We start from the raw sequence: 20,459 nt of genomic DNA, 5'->3' as shown, positions 1-20,459 counted from the left end.
TAGTGAAAATATAATGAATATTCCAATAAATCAGTCCATGCTGAAACAGATTATGAAACATTCTTATAAGTATTTAATACTTTGTATTACAGTGGTTTTCTCAGCCTGCAATACTCGTTCCATTTTTGATACGGCTGGTAAGCCAAATATTTCTGTGGATAGGGATCCTTTGGTTCTGCACAAGGATTCCATACAGTTTACCTTGAAAGCCAGCATCCCCGGGGGACTGGTTTCTGAGAAAAGTAATTACACGCTCTTGCCAGAATATGAATATGGAGAAGGTGCCTTGCCTTTAGAAGAAATAGAAATTACTGTGGAAGATTTGGCCGGAAAAGGACAAGCTGTGGAAATCATCAAGAAGATGTCATTTCCATATATGGAAGGTATGGATAGAGGAAAACTTAGAGTGAAAGGTTTGATGGAGGAGGTGGAGTCTGGTAAAAGCTATACTACTCCCTATATTGAATTGGCAGAAGGAATAATCAGTACGCCTAAGCTAAGCAGAGTGGGACAGTTTGCTCCGGGGGAAAATATTCCTGAAGTGGGTGCTTATATGAGTTATGAAGGAGAGTTTGGTAATATGTCCTCCCATGAAACGGCATTTTTCTTTGCTAAAGAAGGATCAAATATAAATCCTGCTATTAATAACGATGCTTTCGAAGCTCAGGTGGAGGAACTCGTTTCCAAGGGAGAGGAAATCAACGAAATTCTCATTAGTGGGATGGCTTCACCTGACGAATCCAATTATGATGTATTGGCAGCAAAACGTGCCCAAACGCTAGAGACTTATATAAAAGAAGCTTTGGAGAAAGCAGGCTATGCTTTTGAAACAAGTGACATAACGTTTAAATTGATCAAAAAGGAGCCTGACTGGTTAATGTTTAGGTACCTTTTAAGGACCTTTGACAAAATAGATATGAATGAAAGGGATAAATACTTTGATATTATTTATGCGGATGATTCATATGCTTCAAAGGTGACTGCTATGAAGGAATTGCCTTCTTACAAACAGTTTTCAAGAGAGAAGTTTTCAGAAATGCAAATGGCACAGGTTGCATTTGCAACGGATAAAGAACTTCGTGATGATCCAGAAATCTCAGCCTTAGCCAATAGATACATCAATGGAACGGCTGAAGGAGATGAGTTGACAGAGGCAGAACTGGCCCGGGCAGCTGAATTTAATCCAGGATTAAATGAAAAGCAATTATTGTATGAGGCAATGCTAGCGAAGAGAGGTTCTGCATTGGCATTGAATAATCTTGGAGTGGTTTACCTTAACCAAGCACACAGAATGATCAAAGTCAGTGATAAGAATAGGAAGGTGAATGAAGCCATGAAGTTATTTAGGATGGCCAATGACCTTAGGGAAAGCGCCTATGCTACTCATAATATGGGGCAGGCATATTTGATGTGGGAAGACTATGGCGCAGCCTATTTGGAAATATCCAAAGCCAATGCCCTTTCGAGAGAAGATTCAGTGTTCAATAGTTTCAATGAAGGTAAAAGAGGAGCTATAGACATTATCAGGGGAGATTATAAATTGGCCACTATCCGATTAGATAAAGCGCCTGAAACTGCTACTAACCTTTTCAATAAAGGCTTGGCCTATTATTTAGCCCAAGAATATGCTGAAGCAGGAGTAGCTTTTGAAGAAAGTGCCCTCCAAAACATGGAGTTTGGTTATGCATTTTATGGATTGGCCATGGTTGCCGCAGAGAACAGTGATGAGGAGCGACTTTATGAGAATTTAAAAAAGGCTGTTCAAAGAAGTCCTTATCTTAAAAGAAGGGCTGCTACAGACATGGAATTTGAGGACTATTTTTCAAAACCTGAGTTTAGGGAAGCGATAAGATGATAAGATAGATAATTATAAAAAGCACTTCATATTCAATGAGGTGCTTTTTTGTTTTGATACTTTAGGAAAAAATATTGATATATCGATTTAGTTGATTAAAAAAATAGTATAACGAAAAATGTTTTTTCTGTGTAAAATTTTCTAATTTTCGTCACAAAGATCACCTTATAGTTTAAGTATAATATGTCAAATAGAAGAAAATTCCTCAAAAATACCTTATTGTCGTCAGCGCTGATTCTTCCTGGAACCATGAGCCCAAGCTTGTCTTTGAGAGCGAAAGGAAAAAAAGAGAAACACAAACCATTGATCCTTTCAACATGGAATCATGGAATGGCAGCCAATGATAAAGCATGGGAAGTTTTAGGAGAAACTGGTAGTATTGTGGATGCCGTGGAACAAGGAGTAATGGTGACCGAGTCGGACTTGACGAATTTATCTGTTGGGCTGCAGGGTTTACCTGATAGGGAAGGCATCGTTACATTAGATGCTTCGATCATGAAAGGAGACGGTTCATGTGGTTCAGTTTGTTTTGTGAGGCAGGTGAAACATCCGATTTCATTGGCCAGAAAGGTGATGGAAGATACACCGCATGTGATGTTAGCAGGTGAGGGAGCGCGTCAGTATGCCATGGAATTAGGTATGCCGATCGAAAAGGAAGAAATGAGTCCTGCTGCCAAAAAGGCATACGAAAAATGGAAGGAAAAATCTGAATATAAGCCTATAATCAATATTGAAAACCATGATACCATTGGAATGATTGGTATGGATAAAGATGGTAACTTGGCCGGATCATGCACGACCAGTGGCTTGGCTTATAAAATGCATGGAAGAGTAGGTGATAGTCCTATCATTGGTGCCGGATTGTATGTTGATAATGAAGTTGGTGCTGCGACCGCAACCGGTTTGGGAGAGTCGATCATTAAGGTTTGTGGTAGTTTCTTGATTGTGGAATTGATGCGTCAGGGGAGAACGCCTCAGGAAGCCTGTGAAGAAGCAGTTAAAAGGCTTGTAAGAAAGAACAAGGGCATAGAAGGAATACAGGCTGGTTTCTTGGCGATGAATAAAGATGGGGAGCATGGAGCTTACGCAGTTCATCCAGGATTTAATTATGCCATGCATCACCAAGGTGGGAAATCATTGATTGATTCAAAAAGTAAATTTTAACAAATATGTCTTCGTTGATTTTAGAAGCTCCGGTTTTTACTGTGGAGGCAGCCCTGAAAGCTGCCGAATATGGTATTGACAGGTTGGAATTATGTGCTGATTTTCTGGAAGGAGGGGAGACTCCCAGTGCAGGTACCTTGAAACTTATCAAGGAAAAGGTCGATATCCCTGTTTTTGTCATGATCAGGCCCCGTGGTGGGGATTTCGTTTATACCAGTGAGGAGCTTGAAGTGATGAAAGAAGATATTAAAGTACTCAAGGGGCTAGGTGCTGATGGATTTGTGTTTGGTGTTTTGACTCCTTTGGGAGAAGTAAATATTGGAGCTTGCGAGCAATTGATAGAGGCTACGGGAGGATTACCTTGTACTTTCCATAGGGCTTTTGATGCATCAAGGAACTTGGAAAAATCATTGGAAGCGGTCATTGAATGTGGGTTTAGGAGAATTTTGACATCAGGAGGGAAAAATACTGTCTCAGAAGGTATGGAGATGATCAATAGGCTGATTAAGAAAGCAGGTAACCGTATTGTAATTATGCCTGGAGGTGGAATGAAACCTGATTTGGTTGCACCACTGTCGGCCTCTGGAAATCTTAAAGAAATTCATGCGAGTTGTAAGGTCTGGAGGAATTCCTTTAGCGAGTATTGGAATAAAGACTTAGTTTTAAGCAGTGTCCCAAAATACCAAGATAGGGTGTTGTCTGTAAGTAAGGAAGAGGTTGATAAATTCTTGAAAGTGATAAAATAGAGCCAGAGATTTTATTTTACCGATAATTTAAGTTTTGGTAAAATAAACCTGAGGTTAAGACTAATTGAAAGTGGTTTTACTAGCAGAGAGCTATTGAAACCACTTTTTTTATTACAAAAGGTCATTTAATTTATATAGGGTGAAAATGTCATTTTTTGGTAAATATATAGCAGTGGAGTAATGATGTAATCCGCTTGTTTGTTGTTTTTTTATGTTGAAAAATTGTGTAGATGTCTTTTTATGTTTTGATTAGAAGCTATTTGTTGTTATATTATTGGGTACACTAAACCCAAAAATTATGGTAAAAAGCTTTCAAGGAGTCAGGCTAGCCGAGCCCAAGAAATCCCCAGCACAAGCAGTGTTGGTACAAGATCATATGAGCACAAATCTAGTCACCTTTCATCCTGATGATCCTATTGATTATGTCATAGAAATACTCACCCAAAAGAAAATATCTGGAGCTCCAGTAGTGGATGATTTCCAGAATCTTGTTGGAGTAGTATCAGAAGTGGATTGTTTAAAAGAGATCATTAAGGGAAAATACAATAATTCACCAAGGATCGCTGGAAAAGTCAGGGAGCATATGAGCAAAGATGTAATTACGATGGATCCTGAACTCACCATTTTTGATGCTGCCCATAAGTTTCTTGAACTTAAAATCAGAAGGTTCCCTGTCTTAAAAGAGGGTAAGCTGATTGGGCAAATAAGTCTGAGCGACATCATTAGGGCTATCCCAAAACTCAAGTCCACAACTTGGTAGTTTACTTTTCAGTAAACTACTTTTTTATATATAGCCCACCAGTTTGTATACTATCAGTCCAATCCATTCTTTAAATAGCTTATGCCAAATTACAAATCCTTCTGGAGACGGTGTAAGCAGTGATTTGAAGGTTAATTTCATGTCATGAGAATAGTAATCCACTGGGAAAGCTTTGGTATTAAGGCCCACTTTATCAAAACATGCTTTGGCTCTGGCCATATGAAATGCGGAAGTGATCAGTAAGTGTTCTTTTTCAATATCAATACCTGATTTTTTTATTAGGTCTTTTGTAAATGAGGCATTTTGACGTGTATTGACAGCTTTGTTTTCTATGGTGATGTCTTCAGGAGGAACACCGGCTATCATCATAAAGTCGGCCAGGAGTTCTGCTTCTGTATTGGGATTGGTGGGGTTGAGGCCTTGTCCACCAGTGATGAGTATGTGTTTTATTTTACCCATTTTATAGAGTTGCATGGCTTGGGTTGCCCTGTCAGCTCCCTTATTGAAAAAAGTCCTATCATAAACGGTCTTGTCCAGATTGGTTACACCTGTAAGTACGATTCCTAGTTCGTATGTTGGCAAGTCAGCTATTCGTTCAAAATCAGGCTCCCAAGCATTCATGACTGCATTGGATATAAATTGATTGGAAAAGAAAAGCGTTAAGATAAGTCCTGATAATAAAAATGTTTTGCCCAATGCTTTTCTTCTAAATAAATAGGCAAGGATAAATAGGCCTATCACTATGGTAAGCGGCATTGCTAAAAATGTGAGGAATTGGGCTAGATAAAAGAACATAGGGTTGAGATTCAATTAATAGTTTTTCAAAGCATGAAATTAAGCTTTAATATTAAATTAAAGCTATCTCATCAATTAAATATGACAGTCTGTGTCCTTCATTTTTATAATCCGAAAAAATGCTCTTGTTTTGTCTAAATTGTTTTAATGTCCATGGATCAAAAGCCATTTATTATATATAAGTCCTCGGCAGGTTCGGGTAAAACCTATACCCTGACCTTGGAATATTTGAAGCTAGCTTTGGTGAATGAAACAGCCTTTAAGTCTATTTTGGCTGTGACGTTCACGAATAAGGCTACCCAAGAAATGAAAAGTAGGATTTTAGAAGAACTTGCCCGACTAAAAATCGAGGTGAATCCTACCGAGTTTTTGGATCAAGAGCTGATGAAACATTTGGGTACAGATGCCCAGGAGCTGCAAGTAAGGGCTGGAAAAGTACTCAGCGCTATTTTGCATGACTATGCCCAGTTTTCGGTCAGTACCATTGATAGCTTTTTCCAAAAGGTAGTTCGGGCTTTTGCAAGGGAAATAGACTTGCAGGCCAAATTTGATATTGCCCTTGATCAAGAGGCCGTTTTGGAGCAGGTGGTGGATAGGGTAGTTCAAAATGTGCTGGAAGATCAGTACTTACATAAATGGTTGGTGGATTATGCTTTGACTCAGATTCAGAATGGTAAATCTTGGGATATCAGGGCTAATATCAAGTCATTGGGCAGGGAAATATTCACGGAAAATTTTAAACAATACCAGCAGTTTATTAGGGAGTTTCTGTCTAATGAAGAAAATATAGAAGCTTTTAAGAAGTATTTAGAGCAGAGGAGAAAGGAGATTGTTGATAATGCCCTGGCATTAAAGAGACAGGCCAATGAGCTCAGGCAGCAGTTTGGGCTAGAATGGTCTGACTTTTCCAGAGGATTTGCCAGTAAATTCGACAAGCTAGGTATAAAAGAAGAGCCTGTTCCAGAGCTTACAGGCCCCCAAAAAGAGCTGGTCCATGATGAATCCAAATGGGCTACCAAGAGTAGTAAGCTGAGGGATACCATATTTTCCGCTTATTATGCTGGTTTGGGAGAAATGTGGGGTAAATTGATTCCAATGCGGGCTGAATGGCTAACTTTTGAAGCCATCAATAAAAACTTTTATGCCTATGGTTTATTTAGGAACCTGTTGGATGAATTAAGGGATTTCAAGGACGAAGAAAACCTTTTGATGATTTCTGATGCTAATGATTTTCTAAAAGAGATTACCAAAGAGAATGATGCGCCATTTATATATGAAAAAGTAGGCAATCAATATCGTCATTTTTTGATAGATGAATTTCAGGATACTTCAAGTTTTCAGTGGGAAAGCTTTAAACCACTATTAGAGAATTCACTTGCCCAAGGAAATAAAAACCTTTTGGTTGGAGATGTGAAGCAGTCAATATATAGGTGGCGCGGGGGAGATATGAAATTATTGTTGGAAAAAGTGGAGGAAGATATTGGGGACAGGCAAATATCAGTCAAAAACCTGGATACCAATTACCGGAGTTTACCGAATATTGTTGATTTCAATAATGCATTATTTAAGTTATTGCCTGAGCAATTACAGTTGAGTTTTTCAAAACAGGTAGGTTTGGATGGCGGAGATATCCTCGTTAAAGCCTATGAAGATGTTGCCCAGAAGGTTTCAGGGAGAAAATCAAGTGTGACCTATAAAGGAAAAGTGCGCATGGAGTTTTTGGAAGAAAGCAGGCATGAGGAGCTTAAATTCAAAGACAAAGTGGTTGAAAGGCTTCCTGAAATGGTTATGCAACTTCAGGATAAAGGGTATGAACCAAAGGACATTGCTTTTTTGGTCAGGAGAAAAAGTGAGGGGGCTATGATTGCTGATGCGCTTATGGCCTATAAATCAGAAAATCCTGCACTCAATTATAATTTCGAGGTGGTTTCAGATGAGTCCATGTTTCTGGACAGGGCGGCCACTGTGAAAGCCTTGGTTGCAGGTTTACAGTTTCTATTAGATCCAGAGGATAAGGTGCCTTTTCAAACCATGTGGTTCTATTGGAGCAGTTTGCACCAAAAGGAAATAGGCCATGATATTTTTGGTGATAAGGCACATCCAGTTTGGCTGGAAGAGAAAATAAAAGCATTTATATCAAAACAAGCTTTACTAAGTCAGTTGCCATTATTTGAAATGGTGGAGGAACTGATTGTATTGCTAGATTTTTATGAATTGAAAGAAGAGTTGGCCTATGTCTCCGGTTTCAAAGAAGCAGTATATGATTATGTGCTCAATAGTCGAGCTGATTTAGTAGGTTTTCTTTCTTGGTGGGAGGAGAACAGCACCAAACGAACCGTCAAGATTCCCGAGGGGCACAATGCCATGTCCATAATGACCATTCACAAATCCAAAGGTCTTCAGTTTAAGGTTGTACTAATGCCATTTTTGAGTTGGGAAATAGTGGATTTTAAAAAGGACAATATCATTTGGTCTCCATTTAAGGATTCAGCTCATAATATGCAGGCTATTATTCCCCTGACTATGAGGAAAGAATTGGCTGAATCTGTTTTTCAGCCTATTCATGAGGAGGAGGTAACCATGTCTTATTTGGATACCCTGAACATGATTTATGTGGCATTGACCAGGGCAGAAGAGGTGCTGTGGACCTTAAGTCCATATAAGGCGCTTAAAACTGCTCCTTCTTTAAATCCGATAGAAAACAATATAAAGCTCATCTTCGAAAATGGTCGATTAAGGACTGAAAAGGAAGATTTGACGACGTTTTATGATTCGGAGAAAAAGCTTTTTGATTGGGGGGAATGGCCGGAAGAAGCAAAGGATATTGAGAATGTTCAGTATTCCCCAACTACGCAATTTTCTTGGAAATATAGAGATTGGTCTGAGTTGTTGAAGGTGAAAACCAATGCGGTTGATTTTAGTGAGGAGGGATTGAAACACAGACAAAAAAGAAATTTCGGATTATTGATCCATGAGTTATTGGAGCAATCAAGGAATAAAAAGGAAGCCTTTAGCTTTTTGCAGTCCTATTATTTTGAGGGGAGACTGGATAAGAATGAAATGTTGATGGTAGAGGAGCAACTAGAAAACCTGTTTTCCAATAAGGTTTTTAATGATTGGTTTGAAGGCCCCGGAGAAATGCTGACGGAGCAAGGCATCATTTTGCCTGGAGGTATGCAAAAGCGACCTGACAGGGTGATTTTGTTAGAAGATAAGGCCATAGTAGTGGATTTTAAGACGGGAGAGGAAAAGGAACAATATTTCAAACAGGTGAAAGGCTATATAGCATTGCTAGAGGAATTGGGCCATAAAATGGTTAAAGGCTATTTATGTTATTTGGAAACAGGGAAAATAATTGAAGTAAAGTGATATGCAGGGATTTCTAAAAGATACCGCTGAGGACTTGCTGGTCAAATATCCAGATCTAAAGGAAGTGACAGTTATTCTTCCCAACAGAAGAGCAGGTTTGTTTTTTACCAAATATCTGGGGCAACTCATTAGTCAACCGATGTGGATGCCTGCTGTACGAACGATAGAAGACTTATTTTATGATTTGGCCGGGCAAAGACCCACCGATCAGCTGAGCTTGATTTTTGAGCTATATAAAATATACAAGGAGCTACAGCCCGATCCAGAGCCATTTGATAGGTTTTATTATTGGGGGGAAATGATCCTAAAGGATTTTAATGATATCGACCAGTTCTTGGTGGACCACAGAAAGCTTTACAGTCTACTTTCAGACATAAAATCAATAGAATCAGATTTAAGTTTTTTGACTAATAGTCAGGTCGAGTTAATTAAGCAGTTTTGGAAATCTTTTGAAAGAGAAGGGAGGGGACATCAGGATAAATTTCTGCGGTTTTGGCAGCTTTTGACCAGTCTGTATGATAGGTTTCAAGAGGAATTGAATGTTTTGGGATATGCTTATTCCGGCAAATTGTACAGAAAGGTGGCAGAACAGTTGGACAAACTCGAACGGCCATCTAAGCAATTCGTTTTTGTAGGTTTCAATGCCTTTACGGGCACAGAAGAAAAGCTTGTCAAACATTTTACGGCAAAATTTGGTGCGAAAATCTATTGGGATCTGGATGCCTATTATACCAAGAGTCCACAACAAGAGGCAGGTTTATTTTTTAGGGATTACCAAAAAGATAAAATACTTGGGCCAACTTTTCCGAAGGAATTGCCAGAAAATATCAGCACTAAACCAGCTAAGATTAAGGTATATGTTACTCCGCTGAAGGTTAATCAGGCCAATTTGATCGGAACTATCCTTGATGAGGTGCTGCCTGGGGAGCATTTAGAAGAAACGGTTGTGATACTTCCAGAGGAACAGCTTTTGTTTCCGGTAATGCATCAATTGCCATCTCATATAGACCGTGTCAACGTCACAATGGGCTATCCGGTTAGAAATGCACCTGTATATGCCTTTTTAGAGTCATTGCTGGATTTACAGCGCTATGTGAAGGTAGAGAATTCGAAAGTGTATTTTTATCATCAGGTAGTAAAGGATTTGCTTTCCTCTACCTATTTGAAAATTGGGAATGAAGTTTTTGTCAAGCAGTTTTTGGAAAGAATTCAAAAGCAGAATCAAATATATATTAGTCAAGAGGATTTAGCAGCAGGAGGAGCGTTTTATGCACTTGTGTTTCAGCGACTGGTGCCCGAACAACTTTTTGACTACCTGGAGTCCTTGATGATAAGTTTGGCAAATCAGCTTAAGGAAGACACCCTGCAGGGGAGTTATCTCTATCAGTGTCATAAACAATTAGTGAGGCTCAAAGAGATTTTTCAATCCCAGACCGAGATAGACTTTAACTTGGAATTCTTTATCAGGTTATTTAGGCAAATTTTTAAAGAAGTTAGATTGCCCTTTGAAGGAGAGCCCTTGGCAGGTCTACAGGTAATGGGAGTACTGGAGTCCAGAAATCTTGATTTTAAGAGGGTAATCATCGCCAATATGAATGAAGGGAGTTTCCCGCCTTCTTCAGCCCTTAATTCCTTGGTCCCGTTTAATCTACGAAGAGCTTTTGGTTTGCCAGTACAGGAGCAAAATGATGCTATTTATGCTTATACTTTTTACAGGTTGCTTCATAGGGCAGAAGAGGTGCATATGGTGTATGCTACGGCGGCAGATCAAGGAAAAGTAGGAGAAAAAAGTCGTTATATACAGCAAATGATGGCAGAAATGCCCATTGAAATAGAAGAGGAAGTCGTATTTGTGCCCGTAGATCTTCAGCAGCCAAAAGAGATCAGTATTGCGAAGACTCCCGCAATCTCTGCGCTTTTGGAAAAATATGTAGTGCAGGAAGATGGTAAGTCCTTGACAGCCTTTTCTCCTTCTGCGTTCAGTGTTTGGCTGGATTGTAAACTGAAGTTTTATTTTCAGTATTTGGCCAATATCAAGGAAAAGGAAAAAGTAGAGGAAGAGGTCAGTGCATCAGTTTTTGGCAATTTGGCACATTATAGCCTGGAATTTTTGTATAAAGGATTTATGGAGAGGAAGCAAAGAAGGGTGGTTGAAAAGGGTGACTTCGACCAACTGTCTAAGTATATCTTTCCTTCCATAGAAAAGGCCATTCGTGATTTTTATCATCTTGAAGTAGGGGCCGATACCAAATTGACTGGGCAAATGGCCATTGTGAGGGATGTTTTGCAGAAATATATCACAGCCCTATTGGATTTGGATAAAGCTGGAGCACCGTTTGAACTGGTAAGCTTGGAAAAGGATGTGCGCTATCAAGCAGAAGTGCCAGTAGAGGTAAGCGGCCGCAAGTATGAAATTGCCATTAGAGGGATTATTGATAGGGTAGATAAGCAGGACGGGGTAGTACGTTTGATAGACTATAAATCTGGAAAAGACCAGAAAGATTTTCCTTCTGTGACGTCCTTATTCGATAGGGATGATCCTAAGCGCAATAAAGCGGCCATGCAAACATTGATATATGGAATGCTATATCAAGAAAAATTTCCAGAAAACAGCCTTCCACTCAAGCCAGCTATTTATAATCTTAAGGAGATATTTAGCAATGATTTTAATCCTTACTTGCAGTTAAAAGAGGGTAGGGGGAAGGTTGAAGAAATAGATGATTACAGGAATTACCAAGAAGAATTTGAACAAGGTCTTAAAGGTTTGCTTCAGGAGATTTTTGATGATGAGGTTCCGTTTGGACAGACAGAGGATTGGGAAAAATGTAAATATTGTCCTTATAATAAAATCTGTGGAAGGTGATATTCCAAGAATTAATTGAACAGCTTATGGCCGGAATAGAATACTGATTCCGGCCATTTTTTTATTTCTTTTTACAGTTTTTAGAATGCCGTTTTTTGAATTTTTTCATGAATTTCAGGAATAGCCATCGCAGCTGCAGATCCGTACCATTCTAGTAATTCCATGGTCAAAACTCCAGCTTTTACAGCGGGATCTTCACTGGTCAGTTTTTCTGCTTCTTCCAGATTATCTACATCAAAAAGAAAGATGCCCCTTAGTTCACCATCTCCAAAAAAAGGACCTGCCAAAACTAGTTTTTTTACTTCGGCCATTTTTCCAATATGTGCCATATGTCCTTGCTGAATATTGTTTCTTTCTTCCTCAGAATAGTTCGCTACATTTGGTCCCTTTTTCAAGAATGCCATGACATATTTTTTCATTCCATAATCATCGGCTTTGTATTTTTCAGCAAGTTCTGCATCGTATTTTTCTTGTCCATATCCGGTCAGATTTAACAATAGTATAAGGGGGAATACTGCTATTAATTTTTTCATGATTAAAGGGAGTTAAGGAGGATGTTTTTGTGATTATAGGCTGGTATATTGTACGTGTTAAACTAGTGAATATAACTTGTTTTTATTTCCGGATTTGATCTATGATAATGTCTTTTTCTGTTTTTCTATAATTTATTTTCCTTTGGATTATGGACGGGCGGTCATAGCATATGGAAAATACCGAATAGTTTTAATAAAAGGAAGATAGTTATTGTTCTTTTTTTGCCCCCTTTTTTAAGTGGTTGCAGGTATGTAGACACTCTCTTTATTTATAAAATTAATGTTTTTTTTGGATTGATGAATTGAATGAGAAAGAAGATTACTTAGATAAAACCAAGCAGATAATCTATTGAAGTAATGGATGAAAAAGGATAGGAGCAAGGCTTATAGATTCATTGGTGAAGAGAGGTTTATTAAAAGTGTATTAGGACTTATTGTACCTGTAGAAGTTACTTTTAATGGCGTGTATTATGATAAATAGAGCTTTTATAAATGATGAGAAATACCAAAGGATGAATTGTATATATGAACAAATATATTCTTATAAAAAGGTTTAATTAAAATATATTAAATATTTGAAATATAGTGTATTAAGATAAGTTTAGATAAAGCTAAATAAGTTTAGGCTAAAAAAATTAGTTTAAACTAAATCAAAATAAGGCACTGTTAAGATGTTTGGCGGGGCCCTTTTTTGCAGATTATTTTTTATCTTAGTTACTTACTCAATAAAGGAATGAAATCTAGTTATAGAATCCCCTTAATTTATATTTTGATAGGAAGTGTATATTCCGATTCATGTTGACCACCTGTTCCAGTGATGCTGACCACTTTTTTCCGATGATGTTGACCACCCCCCTTCTGGGTATCAACTTTTGTCGAAGGGTAAAATTCCGGTGATATTGACCACTGTCAATCCGGCCATGTTGACCACCACTTTAAGTGGTCAGAATGGCCAGAATGACATTATTGACCACCTTTAATTTTTCAGTTATCGTTTCCTTTACGGTTGATTTAAAACCAACCGTAAAGCATGGCAGGAAAAACGATAACCATGAGTAATCTCAAACAGATAATTCGCCACCGTGACAACGGAATGGCACTGCAGACCATCTCCAAAACCTTGGGAATTGCCCGGAACACGGTCAAGAAGTACCTTCAGCTGATTGATTCCAAAGGTTTTTCTTACGGAGAGCTTTTGTCCATGAATGACGAAGAGCTTGATGCCCTACTTTCTGATCCGGACCATGTTTCAGGGGAGCGGTACCAGGAGCTTATATCTTTTTTTCCCTATATGGAACCGGAGCTTAAACGGACCGGTGTGAACCGTTGGGTCCTGTGGGGAGAATACAGACAAAAACATCCTGACGGATACAGTTACTCACAGTTCTGTGAAAGCTTCAGGCAGTGGCGTACCGGTCTATCTGCCAGTATGAGAATTGAACATGTTCCGGGAGATAAATTCTATATAGACTTTACGGGTGATAGGCTGTCCATAGTAGATCCTGTAACAGGTGAACTCACTGATCTGGAAGTGTATGTTGCCACACTCGGAGCCAGTCAATACAGCTATGTAGAAGCCATTCCCTCCCAAAGAAAAGAAGACTTCATAGCAGCCACTGAAAATGCTTTACATTACCTGGGCGGTGTTCCCAGGGCCCTGGTGCCCGACAACCTCAAAAGCGCGGTCACCAAAGCCGACAAGTATGAACCGGCCATCAACCCCGATTTCCTGGACTTTGCCAACCATTACGGCTGTGTGGTCTTTCCGGCAAGGAGCAGGAAGCCGCAGGACAAGGCCTTGGTGGAAAAGACCGTCAGCATTGTCTACAGCAGGATATACGCCCCGCTCAGAAACAAAGTTTACCATGACATCAATACACTGAATGCGGATATACGGCACTACCTCAATATCCATAACAATACCCCTTTCCAGAAAAGACCGGAAACAAGGAAGGAGCTTTTCGACAGGGAAGAAAAGGGAACCCTGGCCCCCCTGCCTGCCGAAAGATATGAACTCAAACAGTTCAAGTATGCCACCGTCACTAAAACCTCCCACATATCCCTGAACCCTGAAAACCATTATTATTCTATTCCCTACAGGTATATCGGCAAAAAAGTCAAGGTTGTGTACTCAGCCAGTTACGTTTCTGTTTTCTACGATGGGGAAAGGATCGCTTTTCATAAAAGAAGCCTTAAGGAGCGCGGATACACTACGGTCCAGGACCATATGCCTTCAGCCCACAGGTTTGTAAGTGACTGGAACCCTGAATTCTTCCTGAACTGGGCAAAAGGGATACATCCTGAAGTCCGGCATTATTTACAGGTTATCCTCGACAGTTACCCGTATCCGGAACAGGCCTATAAAAGCTGTCTGGGGATTTTGGGATATGATAAAAAGGCAGGCAGGGAAAGGCTCATAAACGCAGTAATACGTGCCAAACACTACAACACTTATAATTATTCGGTCATCACCAGAATACTCAACAGCGGGATGGATTCAATCCCTTTAGATACTGAAAACAAGTCCGATAAATCAGTTGACCACGAAAACATAAGGGGAGCGGAAAGCTTCAGGTAATTATCAAACATATAACCGATCACACAATTATGACACAGAGCATCGCATTGAACCAGATGTCCAAAATGAAGTTTCACGGAATGATGGAAGCATACAAAACCATTCTGGACAGCAACAAACATCATGATCTCAATCCCGAAGAGCTTATAAACCATCTCTTGCAGGCAGAATGGGAAGAAAGAGAGAACAGGAAAATCAACAGACTGTACAAAACGGCAAAGTTCAGGTACAGTGCCACTGTTGAAGAGCTTGAGTTCTCTCCAAACCGGGGGCTGGATAAAATGCAGGTCCTCAGACTTGCTGATATGTCCTTTATTAAACGAAAAGAAAACATACTGATCACAGGAGCAACAGGGGCCGGCAAAAGCTACATTGCTTCGGCCCTGGGAAACCAAGCCTGTATGCAAGGGGTCAGAACCCAATATTATAATACCACCAAGCTGTTCCCGAAACTCAAAATGCTGAAAGCTGACGGCTCATATATCAAAGAGATAGCGAGAATAGAAAAACAGGATTTATTGATCCTGGATGACTTCGGCATTCAGCAACTGGATGAAATGGCAAGAATGGCCCTGCTTGAAATCATAGAAGACCGCCATGGAAGGGCTTCAACAATAGTGGTATCACAACTTCCGGTTACAAAATGGTTCGAAACCATAGGTGACAGTACCATAGCCGACGCTGTTCTCGACAGACTGGTGCACACCGCACACAGAATCGAGCTAAAAGGAGAATCAATGAGAAAAAAACAATAACTTTAACAGCCTCCAAACGGTAACTGAAAACCCTAATTGAAAGGGTGGTCAGGATGACCGGATTGGTGGTCAAGATCATCGGAATATACAGGAAGTACTTGGGTAGCTTTTTCATCCCTTTATTTAGGGGAGGTTTTAGAAGAGATTGGTGTGGCCAAGTATATTTTGATGGAAGTGTTCAAGGCAGTCTTCTTTGTGATTCTTTCAGGCGTCTTGATTTATTTTCTTGTGGACCGTGCATTGGAAAGGGAGCGTAATCTATGGCGTAGTTATTTTTCCATGTTCAGGTATAGTCCAATCTATAAATGGTTGGTCCGTAAAGATGGGCAGACGGTTTATGCGGTAAACCTTATTGCGGAGCAATATTTTAAATCGGAACAAAATGGTAAAAATAGCCTGAAATTCAATGAGGTCCTTCCTTTAACAGATGAAGAAAATATTCAAATTTTCAGGGAGGATAATTGCCTGATTCAGGATGTGAAAGTAAGGGATAATAAAGGCGTCTTGAGGGAACTTGATCTTTATACAATGTCGCTTAGGATGGATGATTTGGAGCTAATCGTTATCACTGCTGTGGATAATACAGATTTGAGAAAAACATTGAAAGAAAAGACCCAGCTCAATGCGGATCTGAGGAAACAAAACGAGCAATTGAAGAAGTATTCATTTATAAATTCCCATAACTTAAGAAGACCGCTTTCGAATATACTTGGGATCATTAATCTGATTGATTCGAATGAAAAGAAATCAGGAGATGTAATAGGGCTTCTTAGACAATCTTCGGAGCAATTGGATATTGAAGTAAGAAAGATGAATGATATTTTAAACGGAGAGAAGTTAACGATAGAAATGTCAGATAAAATTAAAAGAGATCAAGTTAAATCCGTCCTTATAATAGATGATGATAAGGTGCAGCACATGATCAATAAGCGTATTCTCCTAAAGTATAATCCTGATTTGGATTTGTACTTTTTTGATAATCCAGTTGAAGCATTAGAATGGATCAAACATAATTCTGTGGACCAGCTTTTGTTGGATATCAATATGCCAGAAATGAAGGGCTGGGAATTTTTGGACCATTTAGTTGAATTAGGGATATATGTGGATGTTAAAATGCTTTCCTCTTCTATAGACCCTAGAGATGAAGAAAAATGTAAACAATATGATATGATAAGTGGTTTTTTGACGAAACCTTTAAAGAAAGAGGCTTTGAATGATATACTATAAGGTTAAATTATCCGAAATATATAAAGCCTAATCTATCTAAAATTATTAGTTTCGCACTTTCATTAAATGTCTATGGCTGATAAATCAAGTAAAAACGAAAATATCATAAGTCCCAAGATAGATAAAATGCTGCTGGCGCTGACGGATGCCTTTGCTTTTGTCAAAAGGTTCTTTGTGGAGGTTTGGTTGCCTCCATATGAATTTAAAGAAGTAATCCGACAATGCTATAAGATAGGCTATAATTCTTTGGCCTTGATTTCCCTTACAGGTTTTATCGTTGGGATAGTATTTACCAATCAATCTAGGCCCTCACTATCGGAGTTTGGCGCCACATCCTGGTTGCCAGCATTGATTTCCATTGCCATTGTAAGGGCCATGGGGCCTTTAGTGACGGCGCTGATAGCAGCGGGGAAAGTGGGATCAAGTATTGGTGCGGAGATTGGTTCCATGAAAGTTACTGAGCAGATAGATGCAATGGAGGTATCTGCAACCAATCCTTTTAAGTTTTTGGTGGTGACTCGAGTGTTGGCTTCCACCTTTATGATTCCGATTTTGGTGATGTACACTGATTTTGTTGCGCTGATGGGTGCATTTTTATCCGTACACAGTAAAGAAATGGTGAGTATAGACACTTTCTTTGTTCAGGTATTTGAGGCGATTTCCTTTTTGGATATCTTCTCTTCTATCATAAAGTCCCTGGTTTTTGGTTTTACCATCGGGATTGTGGGCTGTTATAAAGGTTATCATTCTTCCAAAGGTACAGAAGGGGTAGGAAAGGCAGCCAATGCAGCGGTGGTTTTGGCCATGTTCTTGATCTTCATAGAGGAATTGTTGGCATTACAGATCGTGAACTTTTTGAGAATGTCATAAAATATGAGAGAAAAAGTAGTAGAGGTAAGAGGATTAAAGAAGTCATTCGGTGATTTGGATGTACTGATGGGGGTGGACCTTGATTTGTACAAAGGGGAGAACGTGGTTGTTTTAGGAAAATCAGGTACGGGTAAATCTGTTTTGATCAAGATAATGGTTGGGCTACTTACTCAAGATGAAGGTAGCATGAATGTTTTGGGAGATGAGGTGTCTAACCTAACTGCAAAGCAATTGAATGACCTAAGGTTAAAAATTGGTTTTTCCTTCCAAGCGAGTGCCTTGTACGATAGCATGACCGTAAGGGAGAATCTTGAATTTCCTTTGGTAAGGAATGTAAAGGGGCTGAGCAGAGGAGAAAAGAATAAGATGGTTGAAGAAGTGCTGGATGCCGTAGGACTTTTACAAACCATCAACCAAATGCCCTCTGAACTTTCTGGTGGGCAGAGAAAGAGAATTGGTATAGCAAGGACCTTGATATTGAAGCCAGAAATCATGCTTTATGATGAGCCTACTGCTGGCTTGGATCCAATTACTTGTAGTGATATCAATAACTTGATAAATGAGGTGAGGGAAAATTTCAATACTTCCTCTATCATCATTACCCATGATTTGACCTGTGCAAAGGATACAGGAGACCGGGTGGCAGTATTATTGGACGGCGTGTTTGGCGCTGAAGGAAAATTTGAGGAGGTTTTCAATAACCCTCAAGATCAAAGAGTGAAATCATTTTATGACTATAATTTCATTGTGTAATGAGAAATGATAATAAAAAATCAGTTATTGTTGGGATCTTCGTATTGATTGGGATCATTATTATGGTAACTGGAATATTGACCTTGGGTGCCCAGCAAAAGGTTTTTGTAAAAAGTTACAAACTGAAGGCCGTTTTTGATGATGTCGAAGGTTTGCAGACTGGGAATAATATTTGGTTTTCTGGGGTGAAAATCGGTACCGTGTCGAAAATTAGATTCTATGGAGATTCCCAAGTGGAAATCGAAATGAATGTGGATGCCAATACCCAGGACTTTATCCGAAAGGATTCCAAGGCTACCATTAGTTCAGATGGTTTGATCGGTAATAAAATCATTGTCATTTATGGAGGAACTACCCAGGCGCCAGCAATTGAAGATGGGGACCGGCTAGAGGCAATAATGCCTTTGGATACGGATAGTATGATGGAAACCCTTCAAGAAAATAATGAAAACTTAGTCTCTATAACGAATGACTTAAAAGTGCTTACAGGAAAGATCGCTAAAGGAGAAGGCATAGTAGGAGCAGTCTTGACAGATAGTTTATTGGCTGAGAACTTCAGACAAATGATGGCCAACTTAGAGCAAACTGCCGTAAATAGTAACCAACTTACTGCAGATCTTAAGGAGTTTTCTTCCAGCTTAGAAAAAGAAGGAACATTAATGTATGAGCTGGCCAATGATACCAGCATCTTTGCCAGCTTGAAAAGCTCGGCCTCCAAATTGGAAAAAACCACCGATGAAGCATCTTTAGCAGCTTCCAACATCAATCAGGCTACCGGCAAGTTAAACTCCACGGACAATGCCCTTGGTATGCTTTTGAACGATGAGGAGTTTGCAGCCTATATAAAAGAAAGCCTCGCCAATGCAGAGGTAACCACAGAATTATTGAATGAAAATCTTGAAGCCTTGAAATATGCTTGGATCATGAGAAAGGCGCATAAAAGAAAAGAAAAAGCTGAGGCCAAAGAAGCTGAAGCTGCAGCCCAAGAATAAGGGTAAAAGGAAAAAATAGAACAAAATAGGGTGTCCAGATACATGGTCACCCTATTTTTATTTTATGATGTTTTGAAATGAAGGCAGGTGTTTGAATACGGTTCAAGTTGGTCAGGTATCAGTTGATGTGTTTTTTTGCTTGTTTAGATTAGAATTCAATCCCGCTAATTATTTTTTCCTGAGCTTCAATTTTGTCTTCTTGGTCGGCTTTTAATTGTTCATTTTCCATAGATTTATCCAATACCAGTTCGATGCTGATAGGAAAATGGTCTGAACCTATGGACGGCTGAACTTTCAGTTTTTTTACTTTGAAATGTTTACTGACAAAGATATGATCCAGTGGCCACCTCAGTATAGGGTATTTGGCGTGAAATGTATTGAACATCCCTCTTCCTCTTCTAGGATCGCCCATACCACTTATTTTGAGAAATAGCTCTGTAGTGTAGCTCCAAGCCACATCATTCAAATCCCCCATGATAATACATGGTTTGTTATAGGCTTTGGCTTTTTTGCCTACCAATAGAATCTCAGCATCACGTTCAGTACTGCGCGTATTTTCTCCTGGGACTGGTGGGGTTGGATGGATGCCATATATTCTGATCAACTGATGCCCCAAATTCAAGTCTGTAAAGACCGATGGGATTTCATTATCAATTAAATAATTGATGGTGGTGTTTGTTAAGGGAAATTTGGAGTAAAAGAGGAGGCCATAGGTGTTGTCTTTTGGTAATTCGATACAGTAAGGGTAATTGGTTTTAAGACTGGACATGGCATCTGCCCAGCCCTGATCTGTTTCTACCAACATAAATACATCAGGGGCAAGTTTTTTTATCAGGTTTAGGCTTTTTGTAAAATCCCGATTGTATTGGTAGACATTGGCAGTAAGTAGTGACAGTGTTGTTTTTTCATGTTTTTTGGCAGAGTTCACCATTTTGGTACTGAACGGGGAATAGGGAATTATTTGCTTCAATAGGTAAAAAAAGAGTAGGATTAGCACAGTTAAGATACCAAAATCCACTTGTGTTAATTTATCGTAATCCTCGAAAAACCAGAAGGCTATCAAGGTTAATATCAATATAAGCTTTTGGAAGCGCGGATAGTCAAAAACCCTAAAAGTCCAATAGTCTTTTTTTACTAATGGCATGAGGCTTGCGGAAATAATTATAATCGAAAAAACATATAATGCTGATTTCATCTAA

General features: G+C 39.3%; 15 protein-coding genes. 12 read left to right on the top strand and 3 right to left on the bottom strand.

Translation table 11 applies throughout. The annotated features are described in order from the left end of the window. The first annotated feature begins 13 nt into the window (after positions 1-13). The 4 genes from KZP23_RS21480 to KZP23_RS21465 all read left to right on the top strand — a co-directional run bounded on the left by KZP23_RS21480 (position 14) and on the right by KZP23_RS21465 (position 4,525). Positions 14-1,855 carry a tetratricopeptide repeat protein gene (locus KZP23_RS21480; protein WP_226333863.1) on the top strand — a complete coding sequence of 614 codons (1,842 nt, stop codon included), beginning with the start codon at positions 14-16 and terminating at the stop codon, positions 1,853-1,855. A gap of 183 nt (positions 1,856-2,038) precedes the next feature. Further along, positions 2,039-3,019 (top strand): isoaspartyl peptidase/L-asparaginase family protein, encoded by a 981-nt coding sequence (locus tag KZP23_RS21475; RefSeq protein ID WP_226333862.1) that lies wholly within the window; start codon positions 2,039-2,041, stop codon positions 3,017-3,019. Positions 3,020-3,024: 5 nt separating this feature from the next. Then, entirely contained in the window at positions 3,025-3,765 is a 741-nt protein-coding gene (locus tag KZP23_RS21470) for a copper homeostasis protein CutC (RefSeq protein ID WP_226333861.1), read from the top strand. 298 nt (positions 3,766-4,063) lie between these two features. Then, positions 4,064-4,525 carry a CBS domain-containing protein gene (locus KZP23_RS21465; RefSeq protein WP_226333860.1) on the top strand — a complete coding sequence of 154 codons (462 nt, stop codon included), beginning with the start codon at positions 4,064-4,066 and terminating at the stop codon, positions 4,523-4,525. Positions 4,526-4,549: 24 nt separating this feature from the next. Here the strand turns inward: KZP23_RS21465 and KZP23_RS21460 are convergent, their stop codons facing one another. Beyond that, complete coding sequence (locus tag KZP23_RS21460) at positions 4,550-5,281, bottom strand: YdcF family protein (protein WP_317198024.1); 732 nt, start codon at positions 5,279-5,281, stop codon at positions 4,550-4,552. Between the two features lie 192 nt (positions 5,282-5,473). On the opposite strand from KZP23_RS21460, the gene KZP23_RS21455 reads away from it, so the two are divergent. Both KZP23_RS21455 and KZP23_RS21450 read left to right on the top strand, forming a co-directional pair. Beyond that, positions 5,474-8,689 carry a UvrD-helicase domain-containing protein gene (locus KZP23_RS21455; protein ID WP_226333858.1) on the top strand — a complete coding sequence of 1,072 codons (3,216 nt, stop codon included), beginning with the start codon at positions 5,474-5,476 and terminating at the stop codon, positions 8,687-8,689. Between the two features lies 1 nt (position 8,690). Continuing rightward, complete coding sequence (locus KZP23_RS21450) at positions 8,691-11,552, top strand: PD-(D/E)XK nuclease family protein (protein ID WP_226333857.1); 2,862 nt, start codon at positions 8,691-8,693, stop codon at positions 11,550-11,552. Between the two features lie 80 nt (positions 11,553-11,632). Here the strand turns inward: KZP23_RS21450 and KZP23_RS21445 are convergent, their stop codons facing one another. After that, a complete protein-coding gene (locus tag KZP23_RS21445; protein WP_226333856.1) occupies positions 11,633-12,085 on the bottom strand; it encodes a YciI family protein in 453 nt (150 codons plus the stop codon). A gap of 1,030 nt (positions 12,086-13,115) precedes the next feature. Between KZP23_RS21445 and istA the strand changes: the two genes are divergently transcribed. The 6 genes from istA (at position 13,116) to KZP23_RS21415 (ending at position 19,260) form a co-directional block, all read left to right on the top strand. Further along, a complete protein-coding gene (istA, locus tag KZP23_RS21440; RefSeq protein ID WP_226332541.1) occupies positions 13,116-14,663 on the top strand; it encodes an IS21 family transposase in 1,548 nt (515 codons plus the stop codon). A 29-nt stretch (positions 14,664-14,692) separates the two neighbouring features. Next, a complete protein-coding gene (gene istB / locus KZP23_RS21435; protein ID WP_226332542.1) occupies positions 14,693-15,418 on the top strand; it encodes an IS21-like element helper ATPase IstB in 726 nt (241 codons plus the stop codon). Positions 15,419-15,568: 150 nt separating this feature from the next. Next, positions 15,569-16,645, top strand: a complete 1,077-nt coding sequence (locus KZP23_RS21430) for an ATP-binding response regulator (protein WP_226333855.1) — start codon at positions 15,569-15,571, stop codon at positions 16,643-16,645. A 126-nt stretch (positions 16,646-16,771) separates the two neighbouring features. After that, positions 16,772-17,515, top strand: coding sequence for an MlaE family ABC transporter permease (locus KZP23_RS21425; protein ID WP_394370989.1), 744 nt, complete (start codon positions 16,772-16,774; stop codon positions 17,513-17,515). Between the two features lie 3 nt (positions 17,516-17,518). Then, a complete protein-coding gene (locus KZP23_RS21420) occupies positions 17,519-18,268 on the top strand; it encodes an ABC transporter ATP-binding protein (RefSeq protein WP_226333853.1) in 750 nt (249 codons plus the stop codon). Next, positions 18,268-19,260 carry an MlaD family protein gene (locus tag KZP23_RS21415; protein WP_226333852.1) on the top strand — a complete coding sequence of 331 codons (993 nt, stop codon included), beginning with the start codon at positions 18,268-18,270 and terminating at the stop codon, positions 19,258-19,260. Before KZP23_RS21420 ends, KZP23_RS21415 begins: the two co-directional genes overlap by 1 nt. Before the next feature lie 148 nt (positions 19,261-19,408). Here the strand turns inward: KZP23_RS21415 and KZP23_RS21410 are convergent, their stop codons facing one another. Continuing rightward, a complete protein-coding gene (locus KZP23_RS21410) occupies positions 19,409-20,404 on the bottom strand; it encodes an endonuclease/exonuclease/phosphatase family protein (protein ID WP_226333851.1) in 996 nt (331 codons plus the stop codon). Positions 20,405-20,459 lie beyond the last annotated feature (55 nt).

Origin of the sequence: Echinicola marina (assembly GCF_020463795.1) — a bacterium.
Lineage (GTDB): Bacteria > Bacteroidota > Bacteroidia > Cytophagales > Cyclobacteriaceae > Echinicola > Echinicola marina.
Note: the sequence above shows the minus strand (reverse complement) of the source record. Positions and strands in the feature narration are given on the sequence as shown.